Raw genomic sequence first — 20,335 nt, 5'->3', positions numbered from 1 at the left:
AAAAAAGAGAGCGCATTGCGCTCTCTTTTTATTTTCACACAAACATGTTCTTACGCGATAAATCAATCAATTACTTGTTGATACGGCGCTTGAATTCATTGGTGCGAGTATCGATTTCGATCATATCGCCAATTTGTACAAAGTCAGCGACAGTCAGCGTGTAGTTAGTGCCGACCAGTGTTGCTGGTTTCATCACTTTGCCTGAAGTATCACCACGCGCAGATGGCTCGGTGTAAGCAACTTCACGAACGATAGTGGTTGGCAGTTCTACGCTGATAGCTTTATCGTTGTAGAAGGTCACTTGGCAGATATCTTCCATGCCGTCTACCATGTAGTGCAGCATTTCGCCCAAGTTTTCAGTTTCGATATCATACTGGTTGTAATCACTGTCCATGAATACATACATTGGGTCAGCGAAGTAAGAGTAAGTACACTCTTTACGCTCCAGAATGATATCTTCCATTTTTTCGTCAGCTTTGAAGACTGTCTCGGTTCCCGCACCAGTTAGCAGGCCTTTCAGCTTCATTTTACACACGGCAGAGTTACGACCGGATTTGTTAAATTCGGACTTCAGTACAATCATTGGCTCGCCGCCAATCATAACTACGTTACCGGCACGGATTTCCTGAGCAACTTTCATCGGTATTTCCTGTATTCAACAAGAGTTTTTGAAAAGCGCCGTATTCTAACTGCTTTGTGAAAATTTCACTAGCTGACAAGCTAAATCTTCTGTCAAAGCTAACGTATTTGCCCACTCGAGCGCCTGTTTTTTCAGCAAATCATACTCATGTTCTAAAATAGACCATGCTTTTAGCTCACACTGACCTTCATTATAACCATGGCAAAACTGCTTCATCGGTTCGGCCAGCTCTGCCGGCCATGCCTCAAGATAGCGGGTTAAAAAGGCGTCTAATTTTTCGATATGTGCCTGCTCTTCTTGCGGATAGATATGCCAGATAAAAGGAACACCTGCCCACTGAGCTCGAATAAAAGAGTCTTCACCACGGATAAAATTCAGATCGCAGCTCCACAACAGGCGATCAAATCCGGCCTGATCAGTAAACGGCAATACCTCCAACCGAAGATTACCGTTACACCAGTGATCGCCTGCGTGCAATGCAGGCAGAGCGAGCTGTTCTGTCAGATAGGTTAACGTTCGCCCTTCCGGTACTAAACAGCGCACCGGTTTTTCAGCGTCTGCCCAGTGTTTGATAAGTGTCAGTAAGGCTGGGTTTTCATACGTAAACAGGCTGATCCACTGCTCATTCTCACACTTAGGCGTAATGCCCTTCTCTTGCCAGTAGCGGCCGATAGCTTGCGGATCTGCTTGCCACTGTTCACGTGCGGCCAATAGCCCCTGTTCACGCAATAAACCACCGGTTTTTGCTGTAAATCCCGGAAAGAAAAAGTGTTTGGTCAGGCCATCAGGCTGCAGTGATGGCAGCGCATGGCAGCCCTCGACCCACGGCTCGGCACTGAGATACTCCAGATTTAACCAGCAAGGTGCTAGCACGCACTGACGCATTTGCGCTCTAAAATAGCTCGGTAGCTCGCAGGCAAATGCCTCAATCACATTGTGAGCCGGTATCACAGGATCACCATTCTGTGGCGTTGCTTGCCACAAACAGAGGGTGATTCCGGCATATTGCTGCTGCACACGGTGAGCATCTACTCCAGGGCAGATGCGGGCGCATGAAGCCAGATCATCAACCCACAAACGCACCCGTTGCTGATATTCCGTGGTCAGTTGACGCGCCAATCGTAGCGTAACGCCAATATCGCCATAATTATCCACGACTGTACAAAAAATATCCCAGTCATAACGTTGTTCACTCATACCGCATTGCCCGTACTTTGGTTGACCTGTTACTGGTTATTTTACGCTATTTTATCTGCATAATGAGTCAGCGTAATGGTGAGATCTCTGTCACACTCATGAGGAATCGCATTAAAAAGCGGTGATCTCTGCCCGCAAGCACGATTTTTTCCCGCTGACGGTTGCTCAAAAGCCGTTCAACCTGTAGGCTGCGCCTCTAATTGAACATCTGTATGATGCTCATCATCTCATTTCATTCACTGTTTTAGGTACGCACCCTTGCTTTCCACAGCCAATATCACAATGCAATTCGGCGACAAGCCGCTTTTTGAAAATATCTCCGTTAAATTCGGTGAAGGTAACCGTTATGGTCTGATCGGGGCCAACGGTTGTGGGAAATCCACCTTCATGAAAATTCTAAGCGGTGAATTAGAGCAAAGCGCTGGTAATGTCAGCCTTGATGTCAATGAGCGAATGACCAAGTTGGGTCAGGATCAGTTCGCGTATGAAGAGTACAGCGTGATTGATACCGTTATCATGGGGCACAAGGAGCTGTGGGAAATTAAGCAAGAGCGTGACCGCATCTATAACCTGCCTGAAATGAGCGAAGATGACGGCATGAAAGTGGCCGATCTTGAAGTTCAGTTCGCAGAGATGGATGGTTATTCCGCTGAAGCGCGTGCTGGCGAGCTGCTACTTGGTGTAGGTATCCCGCTGGAACAGCATTTTGGCCTGATGAGCGCAGTAGCACCAGGTTGGAAACTGCGGGTATTACTGGCGCAAGTCCTATTTGCCGAACCGGATATCATGTTGCTTGATGAACCAACCAACAACTTGGATATTCATACTATCCGTTGGCTGGAAGATGTGCTTAATCAGCGCAACTGCACCATGATCATTATTTCGCACGACCGCCACTTCCTGAACAGTGTGTGTACCCATATGGCCGATCTGGATTACGGTGATTTACGCCTATTCCCTGGTAACTATGATGAGTACATGACTGCGGCAACACAAGCGCGTGAGCGTCTATTGGCTGATAACGCCAAGAAAAAAGCACAACTGACCGAGCTTCAATCTTTCGTCAGCCGCTTCTCTGCGAACGCCTCAAAAGCAAAACAAGCAACCTCACGTGCGCGTCAGATGGATAAGATTAAGCTTGAAGAAGTTAAAGCATCAAGCCGTCAAAATCCGTTTATTCGTTTCGAACAAGAGAAAGTACTGTTCCGTAACGCACTTGAAGTTCAAAAGCTGGCTCAGGGCTATGATGGCAATACCCTTTTCTCTGGCTTTAATTTGATGACTGAAGTGGGTGAGCGAGTTGCCATTATCGGCCAAAATGGTGTGGGTAAATCTACCCTGCTGCACACCTTAGTAGGCTTGATGGAAGCACAAAGTGGCATGATTAAGTGGTCGGAAAATTCCCATATCGGTTATTATGCACAAGATCATGCAGACGAGTTCGATTGTGATCTGAACCTGTATGACTGGCTTGATCAGTGGAAAAAACCAGGTGATGATGAGCAGGTTATCCGTGGCATGCTTGGCCGGATGCTGTTCTCGCAAAATGATATTCTTAAATCAGTGCGAGTGATCTCTGGTGGTGAACAAGGCCGCATGTTATTTGCTAAACTGATGCTGCAAAAGCCAAATATTTTAGTGATGGATGAACCAACCAACCATATGGATATGGAATCTATCGAATCACTGAACTTGGCTCTGGAAAACTACAAAGGCACACTGTTCTTTGTCAGCCACGATCGTCAGTTTGTATCTTCACTTGCCACGCGTATTATTGAATTAACCCCTGAGGGCATTCAAGACTTTAACGGCACTTACGATGAGTATTTGCGCCGTCAAGGCCTGTAATACGATACCGGTTATACCCAATCAGGTATAACCGGAAAATCAGAACGACACAGATAAATAAAAAACAGAGAAGCAATAAAGCTCTCTGTTTTTATTTTTACATCCAGATATTCTATTCTTGATTACCTGATAAATCACGGTCTGACTTCTCTGTATCTTCCCGCGAAACTGAAATACCAAACCCTTGAAACCCATTGAGTGATAATTGAATCAACTGCTGTTTTTGCTTTTCACTTTCCACTCGGGTTGCAATAGCATAAGGTGAGCACTGATAAATTAAACGACACAACGCAATAACAATATTACGCATCATAATATCTGCACCAGTGTCAATGTTATTGGTATAGCTATAATCCAGCTTAATATACTCTGGTTTAAATTGAGCTAGATAATACCCTTTTCCGGCAACTCGCCCAAATTGATCAAGCCCCCACCGCCAACTACTGTTTTCTATATGCTGAATAAAGAATTTCGCACGTTCTATATTTATCAATAGCGCTGATTCTGACACTTCTAAAATAAGATGCTGATGCTCAAACTTAACCTGCTGTAAATAACGGATAAAATCATGGCTATGCACACTCAACATGCTGATATTAATAGCCACTACTTTATCAGCGTGCTGCTGAGCTAAATAACTGATTACAGCCATATCTAGTGGTACGGATAACCCTACCGCTTCAACCATTGGCAACCAATCTTCAGCCATAATCCACTGTTCATTTAATTTCAGTTGGATAAAGGCCTCTTGGTGTAGAAGATTACCTTCACTATCAAAAACCGGTTGTAGAATAGCGTTGATATTTTGTGCCGGATTTTCGATAACACCTAAAATAGCAGAACGCCAAGAATGGTTATCATTCAATACAGGTGAAAATGTATCCTGATGAATATAATATTTTTTTGCTGTTTTTCTTGCCCGTTGCAACGCCATATCTGCTGCACTCAAGAGAGCTTGGCTAGTTTGACGACCATGTGTTGTTGCACCGCCTAGCAATACCGGTAATTCAATAGGCAAACCATTGTGGCTTTGGCTACTTTGTATCTCTTCATATTCATCCATCACTTGATTAATATTTGCCAATAATATTTTTGCTAATTGTTCCGCTGGATCAGCTAATAATCGGGGGCACCAAATTGCAAATTCAGCTAAACGAGTACGCGCAATAACAGCATCAGGATGAGTAGCGCACTGTTCACGCAACAGTGTAGCAATACGTAGGCTTATTGTATCTGCATCCTGATTACTGATTGTCTCATAATAATGAGATAATCCTTCAAGATCTATAATAAAGAGAACACCAGCAACACCTTCATGGCTGGCGGTATCTAATTGCTGACGAAACCAGCGGCGGTTAGCCAATCCGGTAGTCACATCCTGATAAGCCTCACGATGAAGACGTGATGTTTCTTCAATTTGAGAATTAAACTCACGTAAAAATTTTTGTTGTATTGCATTAAAAGACAGTGAAATCTCTCTGAGCTCTTTTATATTTGATAACGGAAAGTCAGTAGAGGAGTATACCAACGACGCTGGCGCTTTTTCATCCTCTGTATTATTAACAAAAAAAACAGGGAAATGCTCTGTAAGTTCATGCAGAGGTTTTAATACCTTACGTAGGATAATACTGTAAATCGTGATCGTGATAATAATAAATAAAATAAATAATAGGCATAGTAACAGAGGGAAATCTGAATTATTTTTAATTACCGAATCATCTCCAGTAAAAATAGTGTTTCACTTTCTGTATATTGTATACCCACCTCTTCGCTATTATTTTTAGCTATGTGATGTTTTGTTGTATGGTTTTTTATTATGTGATTATCTGTTGCCAACCCTTCTGATAAGGTTTCACCCATCCCCTTGGCTATCGTCATATCAGAGGGTTGTGGCAATAATGAAGCAGAGATCTGCTCTGAGGATATCTGTACAGACGTAGCCTCGGGGGGAAATAAAAACGGAGATGTTGTAAAATTTTTAACCAAAAATAGTGTAGCGAAAAAAAACACGACACCAAGCACTAGCAACAATAGCGTTAATCGATGTAATAAAGCCCTGAATAATGTTGTCATTACTGTGCATCCCATCAAATTATTTAAGCGATACAAGCTGATACTCTGTTTTTCACTAAGTTTTACACTAAACTTAACCTGCTATGCTAAAAGATAGTTCATTTATCTGAACCTAACCATATTTATCAATAGTGATTAGCTGTGATGTAAAAAGTATAATATCGTGCATATAAACTGTTTTATGGTGATTTCATGAGGTTTCGTGAAGCAACTTTGGCTGATATTCCGCTAATGTCGGCAATTCGGCTAGCCGTTAAAGAGAACACTCTTTCTGATCCGAGTATTATTACTTACCAAATGTATGAAGATTACCTTCATAAGCATGGAAAAGCATGGGTTTGTGAAATAGGCGAGAAGATCATTGGTTTTTCTTATGCGGCCTCAGAGGAGAACTCTATTTGGGCTCTGTTCGTTCATCCAAATAATGAAGGGATAGGAGCAGGTAAACAGTTGCTTCGGCTAGCTACAGAGTGGTTATTTACACACGGCGCAGAAACAGTAACGCTGAGCACGACCGCCAATACACGGGCCGACCGCTTTTATACAGCACAAGGGTGGGTGCGGGGTATAATGAAAGATGAGAATGAAGTGGTTTATACACGGCATAAATCTATGAGTTAACAGCATTGGGGTATGCGCTACCCCAAATAAAACTGTTTTATTCGTATTTTTCTAGATAGGTTATTATTGCCACTTTTCGTATTCAATCTGGCTATTTTTTGTTGCATCAGAAAACCACATAACGCCATCTTCAATGGTTGCCTGAATATGCATAGTACGTTGAACAAATTGGCTTAATGCTTCTGTCTGCTCATCAGAGATAAAATAGACCGACAAGTTTGAATATTGCTTGAGCTTACGCTTATTCTGATCCCACCACACACGGGCAGATCGCTCATTGTAGGTATATAAAATAACCTGTTCGGACTGATTAACCGCTTTTTTAACTCGTTTTTCATCAGGAAGACCAACATCAATCCACAAATCGATACCGCCGTGATAATTTTTAACCCAAATTTCAGGTTCATCTTCCGCACATAAGCCTTTTGTGAAGGATAAACGCTCATCAGCATGGCGAATCCATGCCAGTAAGCGCACCATCATGCGTAATTCAGTTTCTGATGGATGCTGTGCAATAACTAAATCGGCATCCTGATAGTGGTGGCGATCCATATCCGCAATGTTGACATTTGCTTTATAGACAGTCGCTTTTAAGGCCATGCTGTTCTCTTTATGATGTGCTTTCTAAAAGGTATATCGTGCAGCCATACTGTTTATGGCAGCAGAAAGACAGGGTGATAAATAGGTGATTATGCGGTGTGTTATACAGGGATCTCTTTTACATGCAAAGTAATACCGCTTACAGACACAACTTCAACAACACAATCTACGGGTAGATCGGTGTCAGATTGGATACGCCATGTTGTATCGCCCAAGGTTAACCGGCCAATACCGTTTTGCATGGGTTCAGTGAGTTTCCCTTGACGGCCAATTAGCATATTCCCGCGCTGGTTCAGTTGGGTATGTTGCTGGTCTTGTTTGTCTTTTCCATACTGCCAACGCCACCAAAGCAGTGATGCCACCACGCTGAATACAGCAAATAAAACCCATTGTGCTGCAATACTCAGCGGCATCAACCACAGCAGTAACGCAACAGACAATGCTGCAACCCCAAGCCACAACAGGTACCCTGCTGTACCGAGCATTTCAAAAGCCAGTAGCACCAAACCGAAAACAATCCAGTGCAGGGCTGACCATGCAGAAAATGCGCTTAACACGAATATTCGCCTTGTTTATGTGCGCTATTTTTGACCGTCGGATCTGCTTTTAATAACTCGGAGATACCGCCAATAGCACCGATTAAACCACTCGCTTCCAACGGCATTAAGACAATTTTACTGTTTTCTGCCTGACCAATAGCCTGCAAGGCTTCCGTGTATTTTTGCGCCACAAAGTAGTTAATGGCTTGCATGTTACCGGCACTGATTGCATCTGAAACCATCTGGGTTGCACGCGCTTCTGCTTCAGCAGCACGCTCACGCGCCTCAGCCTGCAAAAATGCAGCCTGACGCTCCCCTTCGGCTTTTAAAATCTGTGATTGTTTATCACCCTCAGCACGCAGGATCTCAGCCTGACGTACGCCTTCTGCTTCAAGGATATCCGCACGCTTATTTCGCTCAGCTTTCATTTGCGCATTCATTGCCGCAATCAGCTCTTGTGGTGGGCGCACATCTCTGATTTCAATACGGGTGATTTTCACGCCCCATGCGTTGGTAGCTTCATCTAAAATCCGCAACAAACGGCTGTTAATGGTATCGCGCTGCGAGAGCATTTCATCAAGCTCAAGTGCGCCTAACACCGTACGAATATTGGTCATAATCAGGTTACGAATGGCATTTTCCAGATCATTGACTTCATACGCTACTTTTGCCGGATCAAACACTTGCACAAAACAGACTGCATCAATGGTGACGTTCGCGTTATCTTTCGAGATGACCTCTTGTGAAGGGATATCGAGTACCCGCTCCATCATGTTGATTTTATGCCCGACACGATCAATAAAGGGGATCACAAAATTCAGGCCTGGCACAAGTGTATTGGTATAGCGCCCAAAACGCTCAACTGTCCATTGATAACCCTGCGGGACAATTTTAAACGCAGTAATAATGATGATAAATGCCACAATAACAAAGGCAAATATGGGCGAAAATAGCGTAATATCCATCAGTTAACATCCTTGATTAATACGATTACTGGCCGCTCAGTACACGGGCCGGATCGATACGGGTTGCACGCCATGCCGGATAAAGACTAGCAAGTAAACTTAAGATGATGGCGGTGATAGCAACTAAAACAACATCCTGTATACGCAGTTCACTAGGAAGAAAATCAACAAAATAGATATCTCCCGACAGAAATTTATGCCCAACCAGTGTCTCTATTGCACGAATAATACTCGTTAAATTCAGTGATAACAGTACCCCACCTATTACGCCAAAAGCGCAGCCAACCAGCCCAGCCATCATGCCGTACCACAGGAAAATATTACGGATGATTCGATTGTTTGCGCCCATCGTCCGCAACACGGCGATATCACTTTGCTTATCTTTTACCGCCATCACCAGAGTCGAAACAATGTTAAAACAGGCCACACTGATCACCAGTACCATAGCCAGATACATGATAATACGTACCATCTGAATATCACGGTACATATAGCCATATGTGCCCATCCAGCTGCGTACATAACCGTATACGCCGGTTAAGCGCCCTGCATCACGCACGATTTTTGAGGCTTCAAAAACTTTATCCACCTTCATGGCCACACCGCTGACACCCTCGCCTAAATCAAGATATTCTTGCGCATCACGCAAGGGAACCATCCCAAAGGTGTGATCAAGCTGGCCGTGTAGCTGTAATAAGCCAGTAACTTGTAAACGAATACGCTTTGGCTGGCGTAGTTTCATTTCAGGATCAGGGTTTGGGATCATCAGTGTCAGCCAATCGCCGACTTTAATACCAAGGGAATCAGCCACCCCTTTTCCTAAAATAAGCTCATTTTTACCGGAACGGAATGTTTTCCATGCATCCCCCAAGACAAATTGGGGTAATGCACTGATCTTCTCTTCAGAGGCCGGATCAACCCCACGGATCTGCACGGCTTTAAGCTGTGTTCCTTGATCAGCTAATGCGGTAAAAGTGACGTAAGGCGCAGTTGCCACAATGCCGGGGTGACGTTGTAACCTTGTCTCTACTTTTTGCCAGTCAAGCAGGCTGCCTTCAGCAGGGGTGATTTCACCGTGTGGCACAACCGCCAGAATGCGGTCATTGAGTTCACGCTGAAAGCCATTCATGGCACTTAAGCCCATGATTAAAACGGCAACACCCAGCGCAATACCGAGTGTAGAGATAACCGAGATAAATGACACCATACCGTTACGGCGGCGCGCCCGGCTATAGCGTAACCCGATAAACAGTGATAACGGACGCAGCATTAACGCCCCCCTGTTTTGACACTGAGTTCACGGGTAAGTAAACCATCACGCATCTCTAGCTGTCGGCTTAACCGCCCTGCCAGACTCAGATCATGTGTCACTACTAAAAAGGTAGTGCCGTGCCGTGCGTTTAATTCACCCAGCAGCTCAAAAATACCGTCAGCCGTGCGCTGATCAAGGTTGCCAGTAGGCTCATCAGCCAAGACCAATGAAGGCTGATTGACCAGTGCCCGTGCAATAGCAACACGCTGACGCTCACCACCCGATATCTCTGACGGACGATGATCAACTCGGCGGGCAAGGCCTACTGCAGTCAGCATCTCTTGGGCACGTTGTTGGGCTATTTTCGGTGATTCTCCGGCAATCAGTAGCGGCATGGCCACGTTTTCTAATGCTGTGAAGTCGGGCAATAAGTGGTGAAATTGGTACACAAAGCCAATATGATCATTGCGCAGTTTGGCCTGCTCGGTGTTGCTCATTGTGTAGACATCATTACCTTGAAACAGCACCCGCCCTGATGTGGGTTTATCCAGCCCGCCGAGTAAATGCAACAGTGTACTTTTCCCCGAACCAGAGCTGCCGACCACCGCCACCAGCTCCCCTTTTGCCAAGGTAAATGAGACGCCGCGCAATACGTCAGTCTCCATGCCGCCTTCGCGGTAGGTTTTGACGAGATTTTCACAGACTAACAGTGGCTTATTCATAACGTAATGCCTCGGCAGGTTTGACAGCTGATGCGCGCCAAGCAGGATATAAGGTAGATAACAGTGCCACGATAATGGCAAAAAGAATGATGGTGATAATTTGCAGTGGCTCAACCACAACAGGCAGTGAGGTGCTCTGTAAAAGCTCTATCCCTAAAAGAGATAAAATGCTGTTGAGATTTGTGGCAATCAGCGCACCCAGCGCGCCCCCGCACAGTGCCCCCACTACGCCGGCGGAAGCGCCTTGGGTAATAAAGATGATCATAACCTGACGCGCGTTCAGCCCCAATGTTTGTAAAATCGCAACTTCACCTTGCTTTTCCATCACCATTAAACTCAGTGAGGTGATGATATTAAAGGCTGCAACGGTAATGATCAGGCTTAGCAGCAGCCCCATCATATTTTTTTCCATTTTGACAGCTTGAAAAAGCTCGCCTTTACGGGCGCGCCAATCTTCCCAAATAAGGTGATCGGGCAGTGGTGTTTTAGCAACTTGCGCAACATCAAGCGGATCTTTTAGAAATAACCGCCACCCGCTGATATCACCATTAGGTAATCGCATTAACCGTGCAGCATCTTGAATATTAACTAAAATTTGTGATGCATCAACATCACTGCCTGCAGAGAAAATGCCTGAAACAGTAAACAACCGCTGGCTTGGAATGCGCCCCATTGGGGTAAATTGCGATGCACTAGTAACCATAAGACGCACTTTATCGCCTAGCATAACGCCAAGTTGACCCGCTAGGGTATCACCTAAAATGACGTGGTATTCACTGGGTTTAAGTGAATCGAGCGAAGAGTCAATCAGGAATGCAGAGAGCGGGTCACTCTCTTTCGAGTCGATACCGAGCATGACTCCTGCACCAATATTTTGTGCGCTCTGAATAATCACATCGCCCATCACCAAAGGGGTATGATTGACAACATCAGGGATCATCGCCAATTCGCTAAACGGAACAGTCTCAGGGTTGATTGACCCCTGCTCTGAGGTGATTAATACCTGAGGCATCAAATTCAGGGTGTTATCTTTCAAATCACGCTCAAAGCCATTCATCACCGACAGCACAATGATCAGGGCCAAAACCCCGAGAGTGATACCCATGGTGGATAGGCGACTAACAAAACGCCCGAAACGATCACCCGTGCGACCGCGCAGATAACGTAAGCCAATAAATATTGAAGCCGGAGTAAACATAAGAAGTAGGCTTGACCGTAAAGTGAAAATGAGATTAACCCGATGAAACAGAAAATCAGCGTTTTTTCTTGCCAACCGGAATAAATACACAAGGTTACTGGGTGATATTATTCACTATTTACAGAAAAACTTACACAAGATTAGCATTTAACATTGCCTAACATCACAACCGGGTACAAACATTACGGTTAACTCTTAATAAGTAGAGCTAAACTACGCTGTTAGGCTTGCTTTACGGCACTTATGGCAATTTTTTCGTTGTTTTTCCTCTTCCGGCAACATCTCTGATAATATTCTCTTATGATATGAATCAGGTTTTCGCTATGGATCAGGGTCACTTTTTTTCTGTTCAACAGAGTTTATCCGTCAACATAATTCCTTTAGCACGGGGCACACAGTTACCCGACCAGGCCACATTTGAACGGGAGATCCCGCTGCCTTTTCGCATTGCCGCGGAAACTGCACACCTTGATGCCAGTGGGATACGCTCACTACAAAACCTAGGTTCTGCTGCCGATGATTTGGTCAATTTTTTGCACGTACAGCAGCAAAAAATCGATCTCTTAGTGCACTATATTTTGGGGCAAGAAGATCAACCAACTCACCGCCATACTACGCACTCATTCAGTGCAGGAGGTTTACGCTATTTTTGCGAAGCACTTCCTGCCGTTGGCGCAAACATGTGCATCAAGCTTTTTTTGCCTCATCCTGCCGCCGCGATTTATTGCTATGGTGAAGTAGAAGCCATTGAAATAGAACAAGGCCGGCCTCTGGTACAAATTCGCTTTACCCATTTGCGTGATAATGATCAGGATTTACTGATCAGAGCAGCCTTATATACACAGCAGCAACAGCTCAAACAACGCGCCGAACTCAGAGTAAAAGCCTAACCTATGACACTCAATAATTATCTTAATCTGAATTTGCCGGTAAAAGCCGGTGATCATCGGTATGTCGGGCAATTAGTCGGCTCGTCACTGGCATTGGCTGCTGCAGAAATTGGTCAGCAGCATAACGGCCCTATCCTGTTGGTCACAAAAGACAGCCAGACCGCGCTACGCCTGACACAAGAGATCCGGCAGTTTAGTGAGCACACGCCTGCACTGTTCCCTGACTGGGAAACGCTGCCGTATGACAGCTTTTCGCCACATCAAGATATTATCTCTGAACGGCTGTCAACCCTGTACCGGCTACCACAAATGCGCAGTGGTATGCTGGTGATGCCGGTGAATACACTCATGCAGCGGGTATGTCCGCGTGATTTTTTGCTATCACACGCGCTGCTGGTGAAAAAAGGAGATCAGCTGTCTCTGGAAAAACTGCGTGTACAGTTAGAGCAAGCCGGATATCGCCCCGCCGAGCAGGTTATGGAGCACGGTGAATTTGCTACCCGTGGCGCGCTACTGGATCTGTTCCCGATGGGCAGCCAGACACCGTTTCGGCTCGACTTTTTTGATGATGAAATTGATTCGATCAGAACGTTTGACCCCGATTCACAGCGCACGCTGAGCGAAGTGGCACAGATTAATCTGCTACCAGCACGTGAGTTTCCTACCGATAAAACGGCAATAGAGGGCTTTCGCAGCCGCTGGCGTGAGCAGTTTGAAATCCGCCGTGATCCGGAGCATGTCTATCAGCAAGTCAGTAAAAATACGCTTCCAGCCGGAATTGAATACTGGCAGCCGCTCTTTTTTGAGCAGATGACCACGCTGTTTGATCACCTGCCAGACAATATACTGATTGTGACGGTAGGCGATACCGCTGAAGCGGCAACCCGTTTTTATGCCGATGCAACGAAACGGCATCATGATCGGGGAGTTGACCCAATGCGGCCACTGCTTGATCCTTCGGTATTATGGCAGCGAGTTGATGAGCTAAATAGCCATCTTAAGCAGTACCCTAATGTTCATTTGCAACAAGCCCCGCTTGATGTGCGAGCAGGCCGTGAAAATATCCCCCTTACGGCCCTGCCCGATATAAAACTTCAGCATCAACATAAAGAGCCGTTGCAGGCATTACGCCACTTTCTGGAAAACTTTACCGGCACAGTTGTTTTTTCTGTTGAGAGTGAAGGCCGTAGGGAAACACTGCTCGACTTGCTTTCGCCACTGAAATTACGCCCAAAAACAATTCATCAGCTGCACGAAATCAGAGATACCCACAAACTAGAACCAGTATTAATGGTCGGAAGCGCCGAAACGGGCTTTATCCTGAATACTGAAAACACCGCACAGCCGGATGAACATATCACTACGCATGATGCGGCCACTCAGCCCCTTCTTGCCCTGATTTGCGAAAGTGATCTGCTCGGTGTAAGAATTAGCCAGCGCCGACGCGATAACCGAAAAACCATCAATACCGAAACGATTATCCGAAATCTTGCCGAATTGCGTATCGGGCAACCGGTGGTGCATCTTGAGCACGGTGTCGGACGTTATGGTGGGTTAACAACACTGGAAACTGGGGGAATTACCGCAGAATATATGGTGCTCACCTATGCCGGTGAAGCCAAACTGTATGTTCCTGTTTCATCACTGCACTTAATTGGCCGTTATAGCGGAGGTGCAGATGAAACCGCGCCACTGCACAAACTCGGCGGTGAAGCATGGGCAAAAGCCCGTGGTAAAGCCGCAGAAAAAGTGCGCGATGTTGCCGCAGAGTTGCTTGATATTTACGCCCGAAGAGCACTCAAACCCGGTTTTGCCTTTAAGCATGATCGTGAACAGTATCAGCAATTTTGCAGCACGTTTCCCTTTGATGAAACCGAAGATCAGCGCAACGCGATCAATGCTGTATTAACGGATATGACCCAACCCTATGCGATGGATCGGCTGGTCTGTGGTGATGTTGGCTTTGGTAAAACAGAAGTGGCCATGCGAGCGGCATTTTTATCGGTAATAAACCACCGCCAAGTGGCGATATTGGTGCCCACCACGCTGTTGGCACAACAGCACTTCGAAAACTTCCGAGATCGTTTCGCTAATTGGCCGGTGAATATTGAAGTCATGTCGCGCTTTCGCAGCGCAAAAGAGCAGCAAGCGATACAGCAAAATGTAACGGAAGGTAAGGTCGATATTTTAATCGGTACGCATAAGTTGCTGCAAAATGACATTAAATTCAGCAATCTCGGCTTGCTAATTGTGGATGAAGAGCACCGTTTTGGTGTCCGCCAAAAAGAGAAGATCAAAGCACTGCGCGCTGATGTTGATATTCTCACCTTAACCGCAACCCCGATTCCGCGTACGCTGAATATGGCCATGAGCGGCATGCGTGATCTGTCAATTATCGCCACCCCACCAGCACGCCGTATGGCGGTGAAAACCTTTGTGCGTGAATATGACGATTTAACCATTCGCGAAGCAATACTGCGTGAAGTACTGCGGGGTGGTCAGGTCTATTATCTGCATAATGCGGTCGACAGTATCGAGAAAACCGCTGAAAAACTGGCCGAGTTAGTGCCGGAAGCCCGGATCACCATTGGCCACGGCCAGATGCGTGAGCGTGATTTGGAACGGGTGATGTCTGATTTTTATCACCAGCGTTTTAATGTGTTGGTGTGTACCACCATTATTGAAACCGGTATTGATATCCCTACTGCCAACACTATTATTATTGATGATGCCGATCATTTCGGGCTGGCTCAGCTACACCAGTTGCGCGGACGTGTAGGCCGCTCACACCATCAGGCTTATGCCTATTTGCTCACCCCGCCGCCAAAACGCATGACCGACGATGCACGCAAGCGCCTAGAGGCTATCGCCTCACTCGAAGACCTAGGGGCAGGTTTTGCACTGGCAACGCACGATCTAGAAATTCGGGGCGCAGGCGAGCTATTGGGCGATGATCAGAGCGGGCAGATTGAGTCAATCGGCTTTACCTTGTACATGGAGATGCTAGAGAGCGCGGTCGATGCACTGCGTAACGGTAAAGAGCCGTCACTCGATGATCTAACTCGTGGGCAAACTGAAGTTGAGCTGCGTATTCCCGCGCTGCTGCCAGATGATTATCTGCCGGATGTAAATATGCGGCTATCGCTCTACAAGCGTATCGCCAGTGCAGAAAATGAAGTGGTACTCGATGATCTTAAATCAGAAATTATCGATCGCTTTGGTTTACTGCCTGATCCTGCCCGCCACTTACTCAGTGTTGCGCGAATTCGCCTACGTGCACACCGTTTGGGTATCAAGCGTGTGGAAGCCTCTGACAGCGGCGGTTATATTGAGTTTAATGACCAGCCGAATATCAGCCCTGTCTATCTGATTTCACTGTTACAGCAGCCGCAACAATTCCGGTTAGACGGCCCGACCAGACTCAGATTTTTTGCCCAGTTAGTTGACCGTAAAAAGCGCATTGAGTATATCGAACAACTTATCGGCAACTTTGAAACGCACAAAGTTAGCCAATAAATCATGCAATAAATAACACTGTGCTTAACATTCACAGTAAACCTTCATAGCAAAAAAAGCACAGCGCCTTGTTTAACGCTGTGCTTTTTTATTCTTTAACTCTGCCATTAATGCTATCACGGGTTCGCGTATTGACTCAGAACCGTGACTAAATCCTGCGTTGAAAAAGGTTTACTGAGAAAACCATCCATTCCCGCATTTTGGCACTCTTCTCTATCTTGCAGCATTGCATTGGCGGTTAATGCAATAATCACCGGTTGCAACAGGGGTAATGAACGAATTTGGCGCGTAGCTTCAAGGCCATCCATCACCGGCATTTGAATATCCATCAGCACAATTTCAGGTTGATGTTGCTGCACAAACATAACTGCTTCAGCACCATTTTCAGCTAACTGCGCCTTTAACCCTAATTTTTCCAGAATTTTTAACGAAAGGCGCTGGTTGGTTTTATTATCTTCCACCAGCAAAACATGCTGTGATTTGATGTGTTCAGGCAATACCGGTAATGTTGACAAGGGCTGCTCAACAGCCAGCGCCGCTCTCATCGGCCAACTTATGGTAAAGCAACTGCCTTTTCCCGATTCACTGACCACTGAAATGCTGCCGCCCATCATCTGAATAAGCTGGTGGCTTATCGCCAGCCCTAATCCACTACCACCAAAACGGCGCGTGGTTGAGCTGTCAGCTTGTTCAAAGGGTCTAAACAACCGGCTTTGCTGCTCATCAGTTAAACCAATGCCGGTATCTTCTACCCTTAGGGTAATTTGAAACAAATGTTGAAGTTCAGATTCTGAGGAAATGGGGCTTAACTGCACTGCCACAACAACACTGCCTTGTTCAGTAAACTTCAAGGCGTTACTGACTAAATTCGAGATTACTTGTCGTAGTCGGGTAATATCGCCATAGAAAAAGTGTTTCCCCTGCGCGCCCTTCAGCTCTAGCTTTAGGCCTTGCTTCACAGCTTTAGGGCTAAACAACGTAATAATACTGTAGAGCAGTTCGCTTAAATCAAATACTGACTCTTCTAAGCGCAACTTTCCGGCTTCGATTCGTGAAAGATCAAGAATTCCATCAATCAGGGAAATAAGTGACTGCCCACACGAACGAATGGTTTCAACAAATTCATCTTGTTCCATATTCAATGGCGTAGCGGCAAGTAACTCAGCCATTCCCAGCACACCATTCATCGGCGTGCGGATTTCATGGCTCATCATCGCAAAAAATTCACTTTTTGCTTTAACAGCCTGCTCAGAACGGATCAGAGCTTGTTTTAACTCTTCGGTGCGAATTGCTATTTGTGCCTCAAGGCCCTTAGCCGCACTCTCTAATAAAATATTGGCGGAATAGAGCTCAAGGCTTTTTACCTCAAGTAAACGCTCAGCCTCTTTACGTGCATTACGTTCTCTCTCAAGACGCCGCTGTAATTTCAAAATATCAGGATGAGCGCTATCCATAGTAATATCAGTTATCTGATGCTAGCGTAATTTCAATCAGAGTCGATTTATCTTGCTGTGGATGTAAAATTACGTTGCCCGTTTGCCGGTAATGTAATAATGCCCCTTCAACCAACCCTTGTGCTAAACGGTCTAAACAACGGGGTGAGCGATATTGCAACAGTTGCCGCTGCTCGGTCTGTTCGAGCACATCAAAAGCGGGTAACTCCGCATCGGGATAGAGCTTTTTTACTTCGGCATGAATAACATCTTCAATACCGGCCAACAGGCTAAATGTGGTGGTATGGCCGACTAAAAATTGCGGGTAAAGTTGGCTAAAACGGCCAAACAAAAATTGACCAAACTGATGAATCAGATCACCTGCTGGAATACCACTTCGTACCGAAAGTGCTGTTACTAGGCTGGCCATTTCACTAAAAGGATAAGTACCAACCGCCGTATACGCGCCACCATGAGGTAACTGAGCATCGTCTATTATCTCATCGACCATATCCTCTGAAAATACATGCGATACCATATCCATAAATTCAGTAAACACGATCCCTTTCATCTGCATACTCTCTGTCGATTACGCCAATGTGTAGTCAGCCGCTGATGACTGCTTACTTATATTTGATGTAGAGACAAACAATAAATGTTATCCCTTACCATCAACATTAGTTCATTCTTTCGGCTTACTCCATGCACTAAGCGCGATTTACAGGCTTAATCCTCAAAATGCGATCTAAGCGGTTTATCCATATGCTGAAATAAAAAAAAGCACCACGATAACGTGATGCTTTTTTAAAAACAGAGACTCAATTTAAGGAATCAATGCAGTTTCAGTGTCGGGCGAATAACGCGGTTAATTCGGCCTACCAACATCATCAAACCTGTTTTAATGTAACCGTGCAGTGCAACTTGATGCATTCGATACAGTGAGATGTAAGCAACACGTGCAATGCGCCCTTCAATCATCATCGATCCACGCATTAAGTTACCCATCAGGCTACCTACCGTACTGAATTTAGACAGTGAAACCAGTGATCCACGGTCGTTGTACACGTACTTTTTCAGGTCTCGGCCATCAAACAGCGCCAGAATATTGTCATAACACAGGCTAGCCATCTGATGTGCTGATTGCGCGCGCGGTGGCACAAATGAGCCATCTTCCTGCGGGCAACTAGCACAGTCACCAATGGCAAAAATCTGTGAATCACGGGTAGTTTGCAGCGTAGGTTCAACCACTAACTGATTGATTCGGTTAGTTTCCAGCCCTGCGATATCTTTCATAAAATCAGGTGCTTTAATGCCTGCAGCCCAGACCATCAGCTCAGCAGGAATGTAATCACCGTCTTTGGTATGCAAACCACCGGCATCGGCTTTTGTTACCATTGTCTGTGTACGCACGTTAACACCTAGCTTAGTCAGCTCAAGGTGTGCGGCAGATGAAATCCGCACCGGCAGTGCAGGCAAAATGCGCTCACCGGCTTCTACGAGAGTGACATTCAGATGACGGCTATCAAGCGCTTCAAAGCCATAACTGTGCAGTTGCTTAACCGCATTGTGCAGTTCAGCAGAGAGCTCTACCCCTGTAGCCCCGCCGCCGACAATGGCAATGTTCACTTTTTCTTGCTTCTCAGGCTGGGCCGAGAACTTCATGAATTGATTTAACATCGCCTCATGGAAGCGATTTGCTTGATCTGGGCTATCAAGGAAGATGCAGTTATCGGCCACACCTTCAGTACGGAAATCATTTGATTTACTGCCCAGCGCCATCACCAGTACATCAAAGAACAGCTCACGTTCAGGCACCAATAATTCGTTATTTTCATCACGAATTTCAGCCAGCGTAACAGAGCGACGCTCACGATCGATATTAATCAATGTGCCTTGCTGGAACTGAAAATGGTGATTATGGGCGTGTGCGCGATAGCTCAACGCATCAATGCCATCATCCATTGAGCCGGTTGCAACTTCATGCAACAACGGCTTCCACAGGTGTGTCTGGTTACGATCAATCAGCGTAATTTCTGCTTTGCCTTTACGACCGAGCTTGTTACCCATGCGGGTCACTAATTCAAGACCACCAGCACCGCCGCCAACAACAATAATTCTTTTCAAGGCGTAGCCCCCGTTACAACTTTTTGGTCAGAATGATAAAAACTTACACCAAACACACAAAGGCCACGGTTCAAACATGCGTTATCTGATCAGACAGATAAGGGCAAAAAAAGAGGTTAGCGCCTCTGTTATTCTTGCAGCTTGAACCCCTTAATGCGCTGAAGGTGAGAAGAAATATTTTTAAACTTATGGGATTGCGTGTCATCCCAGACGATATTATAAAATTCTGTCAGCTCTTCCTGAGTAGCCTGATTATCTAATACTTCATCCTGAGTGGAAAGGATCACCAAACAATTTCCTGTATTTTTTTTACGGAAATTTTCTACACATTTGGTCGCAATATCGAAATATTCTTCCGGCCGATCGATTTTATCCGCCATATTGTTTTCAGGATGCAGGTTAGGGTTCAGCATAACTTGGCGGATACCGCAAAGAAAACCAATCCGTTCTGCCCAGTATGCGCCCAGCCCAACACCACAAATCAGCGGAGCTTTATCCTCACTTTGCTGGATAGCTTTGTGTACCTCTTTTAACAGATGCTGCATATCGTGGCGCGGGTGTAAGGTGCTATAACTGATAAACCGAACATCAGGATCAATAAATTGCAATTGCAAAATTTTCTCATGGTTACCCGGACTGGTTGAATCAAAACCGTGTAAATAGATGATCATGGTCTATTCCTTAAACATGATGAACAGGAGAAGCGGGCGAGCGCAG

The 20,335-nt window shown here is 45.6% G+C and carries 18 protein-coding genes; 4 read left to right on the top strand and 14 right to left on the bottom strand.

What is annotated here, in order from left to right:
- Positions 1-70 precede the first annotated feature (70 nt).
- Together efp and earP are read right to left on the bottom strand one after the other, a co-directional pair.
- Positions 71-640, bottom strand: a complete 570-nt coding sequence (gene efp / locus AC1HDJ_RS08490; protein WP_438623153.1) for an elongation factor P — start codon at positions 638-640, stop codon at positions 71-73.
- A 45-nt stretch (positions 641-685) separates the two neighbouring features.
- Positions 686-1,837: an elongation factor P maturation arginine rhamnosyltransferase EarP gene (gene earP / locus AC1HDJ_RS08485; RefSeq protein ID WP_479535048.1), complete on the bottom strand. Its 1,152-nt coding sequence runs from the start codon at positions 1,835-1,837 to the stop codon at positions 686-688.
- A 258-nt stretch (positions 1,838-2,095) separates the two neighbouring features.
- Here earP and AC1HDJ_RS08480 point away from each other — a divergent pair, with 258 nt between their 5' ends.
- On the top strand, positions 2,096-3,685 hold the full coding sequence (locus AC1HDJ_RS08480; RefSeq protein WP_479535046.1) for an ABC-F family ATPase: 1,590 nt from the start codon (positions 2,096-2,098) through the stop codon (positions 3,683-3,685).
- A gap of 112 nt (positions 3,686-3,797) precedes the next feature.
- Here AC1HDJ_RS08480 and AC1HDJ_RS08475 read toward each other — a convergent pair whose 3' ends face one another.
- Together AC1HDJ_RS08475 and AC1HDJ_RS08470 are read right to left on the bottom strand one after the other, a co-directional pair.
- Positions 3,798-5,213 (bottom strand): EAL domain-containing protein, encoded by a 1,416-nt coding sequence (locus AC1HDJ_RS08475; RefSeq protein WP_479535044.1) that lies wholly within the window; start codon positions 5,211-5,213, stop codon positions 3,798-3,800.
- 179 nt (positions 5,214-5,392) lie between these two features.
- Positions 5,393-5,758, bottom strand: a complete 366-nt coding sequence (locus tag AC1HDJ_RS08470) for a hypothetical protein (protein ID WP_479535042.1) — start codon at positions 5,756-5,758, stop codon at positions 5,393-5,395.
- Positions 5,759-5,950: 192 nt separating this feature from the next.
- On the opposite strand from AC1HDJ_RS08470, the gene AC1HDJ_RS08465 reads away from it, so the two are divergent.
- Complete coding sequence (locus tag AC1HDJ_RS08465) at positions 5,951-6,379, top strand: N-acetyltransferase family protein (RefSeq protein ID WP_479535040.1); 429 nt, start codon at positions 5,951-5,953, stop codon at positions 6,377-6,379.
- Positions 6,380-6,442: 63 nt separating this feature from the next.
- Here AC1HDJ_RS08465 and AC1HDJ_RS08460 read toward each other — a convergent pair whose 3' ends face one another.
- The 6 genes from AC1HDJ_RS08460 to lolC form a co-directional block, all read right to left on the bottom strand.
- On the bottom strand, positions 6,443-6,979 hold the full coding sequence (locus tag AC1HDJ_RS08460) for a YaeQ family protein (RefSeq protein ID WP_479535038.1): 537 nt from the start codon (positions 6,977-6,979) through the stop codon (positions 6,443-6,445).
- A 101-nt stretch (positions 6,980-7,080) separates the two neighbouring features.
- Positions 7,081-7,536, bottom strand: a complete 456-nt coding sequence (locus AC1HDJ_RS08455; RefSeq protein ID WP_479535036.1) for an NfeD family protein — start codon at positions 7,534-7,536, stop codon at positions 7,081-7,083.
- Positions 7,530-8,483, bottom strand: a complete 954-nt coding sequence (locus tag AC1HDJ_RS08450; protein WP_479535034.1) for an SPFH domain-containing protein — start codon at positions 8,481-8,483, stop codon at positions 7,530-7,532. The genes AC1HDJ_RS08455 and AC1HDJ_RS08450 overlap by 7 nt, the downstream gene beginning before the upstream one ends.
- A 25-nt stretch (positions 8,484-8,508) precedes the next feature.
- The gene (lolE, locus tag AC1HDJ_RS08445) at positions 8,509-9,753 is read right to left on the bottom strand and encodes a lipoprotein-releasing ABC transporter permease subunit LolE (RefSeq protein ID WP_479535032.1); all 1,245 of its coding nucleotides are present in this window, start codon (positions 9,751-9,753) and stop codon (positions 8,509-8,511) included.
- On the bottom strand, positions 9,753-10,457 hold the full coding sequence (gene lolD, locus AC1HDJ_RS08440; protein ID WP_479535030.1) for a lipoprotein-releasing ABC transporter ATP-binding protein LolD: 705 nt from the start codon (positions 10,455-10,457) through the stop codon (positions 9,753-9,755). Before lolD ends, lolE begins: the two co-directional genes overlap by 1 nt.
- Complete coding sequence (lolC, locus tag AC1HDJ_RS08435) at positions 10,450-11,655, bottom strand: lipoprotein-releasing ABC transporter permease subunit LolC (protein ID WP_479535028.1); 1,206 nt, start codon at positions 11,653-11,655, stop codon at positions 10,450-10,452. The genes lolD and lolC overlap by 8 nt, the downstream gene beginning before the upstream one ends.
- Positions 11,656-11,978: 323 nt before the next feature.
- Between lolC and AC1HDJ_RS08430 the strand changes: the two genes are divergently transcribed.
- Positions 11,979-12,545 carry a PilZ domain-containing protein gene (locus tag AC1HDJ_RS08430; RefSeq protein ID WP_479535025.1) on the top strand — a complete coding sequence of 189 codons (567 nt, stop codon included), beginning with the start codon at positions 11,979-11,981 and terminating at the stop codon, positions 12,543-12,545.
- 3 nt (positions 12,546-12,548) lie between these two features.
- Positions 12,549-16,061, top strand: coding sequence for a transcription-repair coupling factor (gene mfd, locus AC1HDJ_RS08425; protein ID WP_479535023.1), 3,513 nt, complete (start codon positions 12,549-12,551; stop codon positions 16,059-16,061).
- A 116-nt stretch (positions 16,062-16,177) separates the two neighbouring features.
- Here mfd and AC1HDJ_RS08420 read toward each other — a convergent pair whose 3' ends face one another.
- The 4 genes from AC1HDJ_RS08420 to ycfP form a co-directional block, all read right to left on the bottom strand.
- The gene (locus AC1HDJ_RS08420) at positions 16,178-17,515 is read right to left on the bottom strand and encodes an ATP-binding protein (RefSeq protein WP_479535021.1); all 1,338 of its coding nucleotides are present in this window, start codon (positions 17,513-17,515) and stop codon (positions 16,178-16,180) included.
- Positions 17,516-17,522: 7 nt separating this feature from the next.
- Positions 17,523-18,065, bottom strand: a complete 543-nt coding sequence (locus AC1HDJ_RS08415; protein WP_479535019.1) for a heme NO-binding domain-containing protein — start codon at positions 18,063-18,065, stop codon at positions 17,523-17,525.
- Between the two features lie 260 nt (positions 18,066-18,325).
- Positions 18,326-19,618 carry an NAD(P)/FAD-dependent oxidoreductase gene (locus tag AC1HDJ_RS08410; protein ID WP_438623138.1) on the bottom strand — a complete coding sequence of 431 codons (1,293 nt, stop codon included), beginning with the start codon at positions 19,616-19,618 and terminating at the stop codon, positions 18,326-18,328.
- A 128-nt stretch (positions 19,619-19,746) separates the two neighbouring features.
- A complete protein-coding gene (gene ycfP, locus AC1HDJ_RS08405; protein ID WP_479535016.1) occupies positions 19,747-20,289 on the bottom strand; it encodes an alpha/beta hydrolase YcfP in 543 nt (180 codons plus the stop codon).
- Positions 20,290-20,335 lie beyond the last annotated feature (46 nt).

Source organism: Plesiomonas sp. ISS29 (assembly GCF_056522795.1).
This window is presented reverse-complemented; position numbering and strand designations above follow the sequence as displayed.